Annotated in this window: 1 protein-coding gene; it reads right to left on the bottom strand. The window is 79.3% G+C overall.

Annotated features, from left to right (window positions below):
• Positions 1–367: hypothetical protein (locus QN357_RS19330; RefSeq protein WP_323505448.1), on the bottom strand; the 367-nt coding region annotated here is incomplete at both ends.

Below are 367 nucleotides of genomic sequence, written 5' to 3'. Positions count from 1 at the left end.
GCCGAGCAGCACGAGCGCGGTGTGCCACCGGGCGCCTGGAGTGCGCGCGATGGGCTCGACGGGAAGGGTGCGCGTGCAGACCGCGGTCACGAGGGCGGCCAGGAGCAGGGTCCCCGCGACCAGGAAGACGACGCCCGCCGCCGTTCCGGACGCGCCCGCGCGCACCCCGTCGCCCCCGCCGGCCAGGGCGGCGCAGGAGAGCAGCGAGGTGAGGCTCAGCCCGGCCGCGAGGTGGGCGAGCGAGAGCCGGTGCGTTTCACCGCGCCGATTCCAGAGGTGCGGGGACTCCAGCAGCGGCCGGGGCGTTTCGGCCGGCGTGCCGGGTCGCCCGTCCGCCGGGCGGGCGCCCGGTCGTGGGGGCGGGGGG

It is taken from the genome of Cryobacterium sp. RTC2.1 (assembly GCF_035018685.1).
Classification (GTDB): Bacteria; Actinomycetota; Actinomycetes; order Actinomycetales; family Microbacteriaceae; genus Cryobacterium; species Cryobacterium glucosi.
Note: the sequence above shows the minus strand (reverse complement) of the source record. Positions and strands in the feature narration are given on the sequence as shown.